The organism is Huintestinicola butyrica (assembly GCF_025567215.1).
Lineage (GTDB): Bacteria > Bacillota > Clostridia > Oscillospirales > Ruminococcaceae > Huintestinicola > Huintestinicola butyrica.
Map to the genome: position 1 here is coordinate 1 of NZ_JAOQKB010000026.1, position 7,845 is coordinate 7,845.

Below are 7,845 nucleotides of genomic sequence, written 5' to 3' on the forward strand. Positions count from 1 at the left end.
TACTTATACTGTAGCAAACGAAATTACAGATGCTCCCAAGTATACTGAAAATGTACAGTCTGGTTATGAAGTATCTTACAACGGCACTACCGTAACAAATACTTGGAAAGACACTACAACTCCTACTCCCACACCCGGCACCACAAATATTACAGTCAAGAAGATATGGGCAGGGGAGCCTGTAGGTTATTCTCACGACAGCTACACTGTTACTGTTAAACTCCTCAGAAAGGCAAATGGAACAGTTGATCCTTACTTTAGCGAGACAATACCCCTTAATGCGGCAAATGGATTTGAATTTACACGTTCAGGTCTTGAAGCAGAAGATGCAGACGGCAACCCTTACACCTACTATATTGAAAACGAGAGCACAACTGCTCCCCTGTATATGGACGGCGTTCAGTCGGGATACAAGGCAACATACAGCGGCACAACCGTTACCAACACTTGGACCGAATGGAATGCTCCCACTCCCAGCAAGATAAGCGTTACCGTTAACAAGACATGGGCAAACGAGCCTGCAAATGCAGACCACAGCAATTATGTTGTTAAGGTCGATCTTATCAGAAACTCTGTTACTGTTACAGATCAGAAGGTAGCTACAGTTACACTTGAAGTTGCAAACAACTTCACAGCTACTGTAGATGACCTTAAAGAATTTGATGCAAGCGGCAATATCTTTGTTTATACCGTTGCCAACGAGCAGATGATCGGCATGCCCGAATATATCCGTGGTGTACAGTCAGGCTACACTGCTTCCTACAACGGCACTACAGTTACAAACACATGGAACGAGGTTCCCAGACCTGCTCCTGTCACCACCTCCGTTACAGTAACAAAGCTCTGGAGCGGCGATGAAGGCAGAAACGACCACAGCGGATACGAGGTAGCTGTTCAGCTGGTCGGAACAGCAAACGGCGTTTCCGTAGTTGTGGAAAACGTTGTACTCAATGCTCAGAACAACTTCACTAAGACTATTGATAACCTTGACAAGTATGACGGAAACGGCAATCTTTATACCTATTCCATCAGAAACGAGGCTTCAACTGCTCCCAAGTTTATTGCAGGCGTTCAGTCCGGTTATGAGGTTTCCATTTCGGGCACTACAGTAACCAACACATGGCACGAAGTTTCAACCGTTTCGGGCAACCACTCCTTTAAGTTCAAGAAGACTGACAGAGAGGGCATTGCTCTTGAAAATTCCGAGTTCACCCTTTACTATGATGCTTCCTGCACATCTCCTGTTATGACAGATGCAGGCGATGCTTACAAGGCAAGATCCGATAAGGATGGCATTGTTGAGTTCAAGGGACTTATCCCCGGCACATACTACTTCGCCGAGACTGAGGCTCCTAAGGGCTACAAGCTCAATACCAACATCTACAGCGTTACCATTACAGTTGACGCAGACGGCAATACAGTTGTTACCTTCGGTGACGGCACGAGCATAGGACTTACATCTCTTGCAGTTGTAAATGATCCCATCAGCACCACACCCAATAACGGCGGCGGATTCAATGACGGCGGCAATAACGGAGGCAACGGCGGTAATAACAACGGAGGCAACAACGGCGGTAACGGCAATAATGGTGGCAACAACGGTGGAAACGGCGGCAACGGTGGAAATGACAACAATGGCGGAAACGGCGGCAACGGTGGAAATGGCAGCAACGGTGGAAATGACAACAATGGTGGAAACGGCGGCAACGGCGGCAACGGCGGCAACGGTGGAAATGACAACAATGGTGGAAACGGCGGAAACAACACCAACGGCGGCAGCAGCACCACTGATGACGGCGACAAGACATATGGCGGCGATTCCACAGGAAAGACCGACACTGATTCCGATTCCGACGGCTCAGGCAAGACTACAGGCACCGACACAGATTCCGACCATTCCGGTAAGACCACAGGAACAGACACCGACAGCTCGGAAGATGTCTCCTCCGGCAGCGGAATGTATGCAGACGGAACTGCAGAAGAAAGCTCTTCCGTTCCTGCTGTGATCTGCACAGCGGCTATCTCCTTTATTGCGGCTGCGGCATTCGTTACAGCAAGAAGAAAGATACAGAAGTAATTTTTAACTATAAAATCGCCCCTGAGGATAATATCGTCAGGGGTGATTTTTTGGCATACTGCTCAAAACAACTGAACTTTTTCTTTGGAAATGTGAGATTTTTTCAAAAGCTATTGGCAAGCGGCACGAAATATGTTATAATATATTGGATACCGCTAAACAGCAATTCTGAAAGGATGGTTTTATATATGTCAAAGTTAATGCTTGGCAATCAGGCGGTTGCCAGAGGTCTGTACGAGGCGGGGGTTGACGTTGTTTCCTCCTACCCGGGCACACCCAGCACCGAAATTACCGAGTTTGCTGCTAAATATGATGATTTCCACTCCGAGTGGGCGCCCAACGAGAAGGTTGCCTGCGAAACTGCCATTGGTGCCAGCATCGGCGGCGCACGTTCATTCTGCGCAATGAAGCACGTTGGTCTCAACGTTGCTGCCGACCCTCTCTTTACCGTGGCTTATTCGGGCGTGAACGGCGGACTTGTTATCGGCGTTGCCGACGACCCCGGAATGCACTCCAGCCAGAACGAGCAGGACAGCCGTCATTATGCCATTGCTTCAAAGGTGGCTATGGTGGAGCCTTCTGACTCGGGCGAGTGCAAGGAATTTACAAAGATGGCGTATGAGCTTTCTGAAAAGTTCGATACTCCCGTTATTCTGCGTCTTTCCACAAGAGTTTCCCACTCCCAGAGCGTTGTTGAGGAGTGCGAGAGAGTTCCTCACGACATCGGCAAGTATGAGAAGAATATCGGCAAGTACGTTATGATGCCCGCAAATGCCATCAAGCGCCATGTTGTTGTTGAGGAGAGACTGAAAAAGCTCACCGAATATGCTGAGGACTGCCCTTTCAACACCGTTGAGATGAACAGTGATGAGATAGGCGTTATCACCTCTGGCATTGCATATGAATACGCAAAGGAAGCTCTGGGCGACAAGGCAAGCTACCTGAAGCTGGGACTTATCAATCCTCTGCCTGTAAAGCTCATCAAGGACTTTGCCGCAAAGGTAAAGAAGCTTTATGTTATCGAAGAGCTGGACGACATTATCGAGACTCACTGCCGCAAGATAGGACTTGACCCCATCGGCAAGGCTGAGTTTACATATCTGGGCGAATATTCCCAGAGCTATCTCAAGGACAAGATCCTGGGCGAAAAGGACGAGTTTGTTACATACCCCGAGAATGTTCCCGTCCGTCCTCCTGTAATGTGCGCAGGATGTCCTCACAGAGGTGTGTTCTACACCCTGAAAAAGCTTGGCGTTATGGTCAGCGGCGATATCGGCTGCTACACTCTTGGCGCTGCCGCTCCTCTCTGCGCTATGGATACCACTATCTGCATGGGCGCTTCCGTCAGCGGTCTCCACGGCTTCAACATTGCCCGCAAGGGTGAATATGAGCACAAGGCTGTTGCAGTGATCGGCGACTCCACCTTTATCCATTCGGGTATCACAGGTCTTATAAATATTGCGTACAACGCAAGCAATTCCACTGTTATCGTTCTGGATAACTCCATCACAGGCATGACCGGTCATCAGAACAACCCTGCCAACGGCTTCAACATCAAGGGCGACCCTGCTTCCGCTGTAAGCATCGAGGCTGTCTGCCATGCTGTGGGAATCGACAGAGTAAGAGTTGTTGACCCCGCAAACCTTGCCGAGACCGAGGCTGTTATCAAGGAAGAGCTGGCTGCGGACGCTCCCTCTGTTATCATTACCCGCCGTCCCTGTGCCCTGCTGAAAACCGTTAAGCACAAGCCTCCTGTTAAGGTGGATCCCGACAAGTGCCGCTCCTGCAAGGCCTGCATGAGGATCGGCTGCCCTGCCATTTCCATGTCCACAGGCAAGGCTAAGATAGACAACACCCTTTGCGTTGGCTGCGGTCTGTGTACTCAGATGTGCAAGTTTGACGCTATTGAAGAATAAAATCCGCTGAAAGGAATGAAATAAATTGGAAACTAAATCTATAATGCTGGTAGGCGTCGGCGGACAGGGTACGCTGCTTGCAAGCCGTATTCTGGGAAATGTGCTGCTGTCACAGGGCTATGACGTAAAGGTCAGCGAGGTTCACGGAATGTCCCAGAGAGGCGGTTCCGTTGTTACATACATTAAGTTTGGCGAGAAGGTATATTCTCCCGTTATCGAAAAGGGTCAGGCAGACATTATCGTTTCCTTTGAGGCTCTTGAAGCCGCAAGATGGGTGTCCTTCCTGAAAAAGGGCGGCAAGCTGGTCATGAACACTCAGGAGATCGAGCCTATGCCTGTTATCACAGGTGCGGCACAGTATCCCGCAAATATCGTTGACACGCTCAAATCGCTTGGTGAGGACGTTATCGCAGTTGACGCTCTCAGCCTTGCCGAGCAGGCAGGAACAAGCCGTGCTGTAAACGTTGTTCTTATGGGAGTTATCTCCCACATTCTGGACTTCGGCGACAAGGTATGGAACGACGCACTTGAACAGTGCGTTCCCGCCAAGGTGCTTGAAGTCAACAAAAAGGCCTTTGGACTGGGCAGAAATGCGTAAGTTATAAATATTTCTATGAAAAGAGGAAAATCCCATGAACTACTATAAGCCCGAGATCGAATGTGCTCCCAGAAGCGAGCTGGAGGCTCTCCAGTCCTACCGTCTTTCCAGAACTGTAAGACGTGTTTATGAAAACGTAGCACCCTACCGCAAGAAAATGGACGAAGCAGGCGTTAAGCCCGAGGACATCAAGAGTATCGCAGACCTTCAGAAGCTTCCCTTTACCGTCAAGCAGGACCTGAGAGACAACTATCCTTACGGAATGTTCGCTTCCCCCATGAAGGACATTGTACGTATCCACGCAAGCTCAGGCACAACAGGCAAGCAGACGGTCGTTGGCTACACAGCACATGATATTGATATGTGGGCTGAGTGCGCAGCAAGAGCGCTGGTATCCGTTGGCGGAACAAAGGACGATTTCATTCACATTTCCTACGGCTACGGCCTTTTCACAGGCGGTCTTGGTCTCCACTACGGCGCTGAGAAGCTGGGTGCTACCGCTATTCCCGCTTCCGCAGGAAACAGCATGAGACAGCTCCAGTTGTTCAAGGATTTCGGTTCCTCTATCATCTGCATGACACCCTCATATGCTATCAGCCTTATCGAGCTTATGAAGGAAAACAACATCAGCAAGGACGAGTTCAAGCTCAAGGCAGGCGTTTTCGGCGCAGAGCCTTGGACTGAGGAGATGAGAAAGGAGATAGAGGCAGGTCTTGGCATCAAGGCTTACGACATCTATGGACTTTCCGAGATAATGGGTCCCTCCGTTTCCTGCGAGTGCGAATGCCAGTGCGGTATGCACATCTGCGAGGATCACTTTATTCCCGAGATCATCGACCCCGATACACTTGAAGTTCTTCCCGCAGGTCAGCAGGGCGAGCTGGTATTCACCTGCATCACCAAGGAAGCACTTCCTCTTATCCGCTACAGAACAAGAGATATCGCTACTCTCGTTTACGACAAGTGCGAGTGCGGCAGAACCCTCGTAAGAATGCTGAAGCCTCAGGGCAGAACCGACGATATGCTCATCATCAGAGGCGTTAACGTATTCCCCTCACAGATCGAGTCCGCTCTTCTCAGCGTTGACAGCAAGGCTACCAACTACTTCCTGGAGGTTGACCGTGTCAATAACCTTGATACTCTTGAAGTTCAGGTCGAGATGAGAGAGGATATGTTCGGCGACGAGATCAAGACCCTTGAGGCTTACAAGAAGAAGGTCAAGGCTGCTATCGACTCCGCTATCGGCGTAGGCGTAAGCGTTAAGCTTGTGGAGCCTAAGACACTTGCACGCTCCACAGGCAAGGCAGTAAGAGTTAACGACAAGCGTGCTATCAAGAACAAGTTTACAAAGTAATTTCATAAAGGAGCGCTGACTATGTTTGTTGAACAGATTTCCGTTTTCGTTGAAAACAAGACAGGCAGACTTGCCGATGTTATGGCACTTCTCGGCAGAGAGGGCGTTGACGTAAAGGCTCTTACCGTTGCTGACACTGCTGATTTCGGTATTATCCGCCTTATCGTAAACTCTCCCGAAAAGGCTCTGGCGATCCTCAAGGATAATTCCTTTACCGCAAACATCACAGAGGTACTTGCGTTCTCCGTTTCCGACAAGCCCGGCGCACTTTACAGCGCTATGGAGGTGCTGAGAAAGGCTGATGTAAACATCAAGTACCTTTACGCTGTAACAGGTCAGTCTGCGGGAAATGCGGATTTCGTTATCCGTGTATCGGACAATGACGCTGCTGCCAAGGCTCTCAGCGACGGCGGCTTTGCGCTTATTGACAAGGAAGAGATCTATAAGTAAGAATTAGTATCAGATGTTTATGACATCTGACGTAAAAATGTGATATTATAATATAAGTCGCCTGACAGGTATGCTGTGTTCCAAAACGAAGCACAGCACAAAATGTCAGGCGGCTTTTTTATTTTATGTGGAAAGATGATGGTTTTCTGCATGACTGTCTATACTGTTTCACTGAACAGCGGGGGACTGATCGGGCTTGTTTGCACGCAGGCTTTTTGACCCTGCCGCCGACAAGCCCATATTCTTTATACTTGCGGTGCAGTGCTTTACGGTTATGTGCGTTGTGCCGGTCATAACTTTAGCGGCTGCGTTTATCCACGGCGGAACACAAGGCTGGTTTATCCGCTGGATATCCACAGCTGCGGTATGCTTCCCTGCGGCGCTTATTTTGCAGGTGTTTTTCATAGGCCCGCTGGTGAGATGGGTGTTCGGGAAAATATTCGGATAATAAAAAAGTGGCACGTAATGTGTCACTTTTTTATATCTCCGATATTATTTTCAGAAGCTTTTCAAGCTTGGCTCTTTCTTCATCGGAAAGTTTGCCGATAAATTCGATAAGCTCCTGCTGTTTTTCGCTGAGGCTCCCCTGGGAAAGTCCACGCTTATTGTTCGTTAGCCCTGCGATATAATCAAGGCTTACGTTATAGTATTTTGCAAGCATTATGGCACGTTCAAAGGGGATCTCGGCTTCACCGTGTTCATATCGGCTGTAATATTGTGTCGTTGTGTTGAGATAATGAGCTACATCGCTTTGTTTTTTGTCGCTGTCCTCTCTAAGGTCCCGTATCCTTTGATAATATGCCATGATATACACCTCTTAGATATATTTTACCATAAAAGATGTTTTTATACTTGACAAAACAATCTTATTAGATTATAATAAATGTGTAATTGTCTTATAAGATGATTGCTGCTGCTTTATTCATTATATCAGGCTATTCAAGGGGGAACAGTATGGAATATTCAAATGTGAGGGTAAGAAAGAGGTATAATAAGTTAATTGCCTATTTAATGGCTGATGGTGTATGTATTGCAATTATGGGAATTATAGGCATTTTTTTATCATTTACAGATCGGTTTTCTGAAAGTCTGAATGTACAGGGTGCGGTCATGTTTCTTTTGGTTGCTCTGGTGGGATCAGCCATAACAGGGCTTGTCACATTGTATGTGTTTAGCAGAACACCAAGGGACGAGCGGCTTTTGACATGGCTCAGATGCCTGTGTCTCGGCTTAATGATCGGTTTAAAAATTGTTCTGACAGTATTTGTAATAACAATTCCGCTGCTTATCAAATTAGACTTAAATGCCAAATATTATGAGTATGATTATACAGGATATTTCGATGGTGACGAAATTAGACTGATAGATTTACAATATAAGTGCAACACATGGAAAAAATAATGACACATAAAGCAACTCGTGTTATAATGGGAGTAACCACACAACCATA

At 47.8% G+C, this 7,845-nt stretch carries 8 protein-coding genes; 7 read left to right on the forward strand and 1 reads right to left on the reverse strand.

The annotated features are described in order from the left end of the window. From OCV68_RS14555 to OCV68_RS14580, 6 genes are all read left to right on the forward strand, one after another. Positions 1-2,077 (forward strand): Cna B-type domain-containing protein (locus OCV68_RS14555; RefSeq protein WP_262573780.1); only part of this gene is annotated, 2,077 nt, incomplete at its 5' end. 188 nt (positions 2,078-2,265) lie between these two features. Continuing rightward, positions 2,266-3,993 carry an indolepyruvate ferredoxin oxidoreductase subunit alpha gene (iorA, locus tag OCV68_RS14560; RefSeq protein ID WP_022473809.1) on the forward strand — a complete coding sequence of 576 codons (1,728 nt, stop codon included), beginning with the start codon at positions 2,266-2,268 and terminating at the stop codon, positions 3,991-3,993. Between the two features lie 25 nt (positions 3,994-4,018). Further along, positions 4,019-4,591: an indolepyruvate oxidoreductase subunit beta gene (locus tag OCV68_RS14565; RefSeq protein WP_022473808.1), complete on the forward strand. Its 573-nt coding sequence runs from the start codon at positions 4,019-4,021 to the stop codon at positions 4,589-4,591. A gap of 34 nt (positions 4,592-4,625) precedes the next feature. After that, the gene (locus tag OCV68_RS14570) at positions 4,626-5,945 is read left to right on the forward strand and encodes a phenylacetate--CoA ligase family protein (protein WP_262573783.1); all 1,320 of its coding nucleotides are present in this window, start codon (positions 4,626-4,628) and stop codon (positions 5,943-5,945) included. Positions 5,946-5,966: 21 nt separating this feature from the next. Further along, on the forward strand, positions 5,967-6,395 hold the full coding sequence (locus OCV68_RS14575; RefSeq protein ID WP_262573785.1) for an acetolactate synthase: 429 nt from the start codon (positions 5,967-5,969) through the stop codon (positions 6,393-6,395). Between the two features lie 196 nt (positions 6,396-6,591). Then, positions 6,592-6,843, forward strand: coding sequence for a hypothetical protein (locus OCV68_RS14580; RefSeq protein WP_262573786.1), 252 nt, complete (start codon positions 6,592-6,594; stop codon positions 6,841-6,843). A gap of 30 nt (positions 6,844-6,873) precedes the next feature. Here OCV68_RS14580 and OCV68_RS14710 read toward each other — a convergent pair whose 3' ends face one another. Then, positions 6,874-7,200 (reverse strand): helix-turn-helix domain-containing protein, encoded by a 327-nt coding sequence (locus OCV68_RS14710; RefSeq protein ID WP_317259219.1) that lies wholly within the window; start codon positions 7,198-7,200, stop codon positions 6,874-6,876. A gap of 149 nt (positions 7,201-7,349) precedes the next feature. Here OCV68_RS14710 and OCV68_RS14590 point away from each other — a divergent pair, with 149 nt between their 5' ends. Next, positions 7,350-7,796: a hypothetical protein gene (locus tag OCV68_RS14590; RefSeq protein ID WP_262573787.1), complete on the forward strand. Its 447-nt coding sequence runs from the start codon at positions 7,350-7,352 to the stop codon at positions 7,794-7,796. Positions 7,797-7,845: the final 49 nt, after the last annotated feature.

Excerpts from the sequence above, each read along its gene's own strand:
- iorA (WP_022473809.1), top strand. The coding sequence starts at position 2,266 with ATGTCAAAGTTAATGCTTGGCAATCAGGCGGTTGCCAGAGGTCTGTAC.
- OCV68_RS14570 (WP_262573783.1), top strand. The coding sequence starts at position 4,626 with ATGAACTACTATAAGCCCGAGATCGAATGTGCTCCCAGAAGCGAGCTG.
- OCV68_RS14575 (WP_262573785.1), top strand. The coding sequence starts at position 5,967 with ATGTTTGTTGAACAGATTTCCGTTTTCGTTGAAAACAAGACAGGCAGA.
- OCV68_RS14710 (WP_317259219.1), bottom strand. The coding sequence starts at position 7,200 with ATGGCATATTATCAAAGGATACGGGACCTTAGAGAGGACAGCGACAAA.
- OCV68_RS14590 (WP_262573787.1), top strand. The coding sequence starts at position 7,350 with ATGGAATATTCAAATGTGAGGGTAAGAAAGAGGTATAATAAGTTAATT.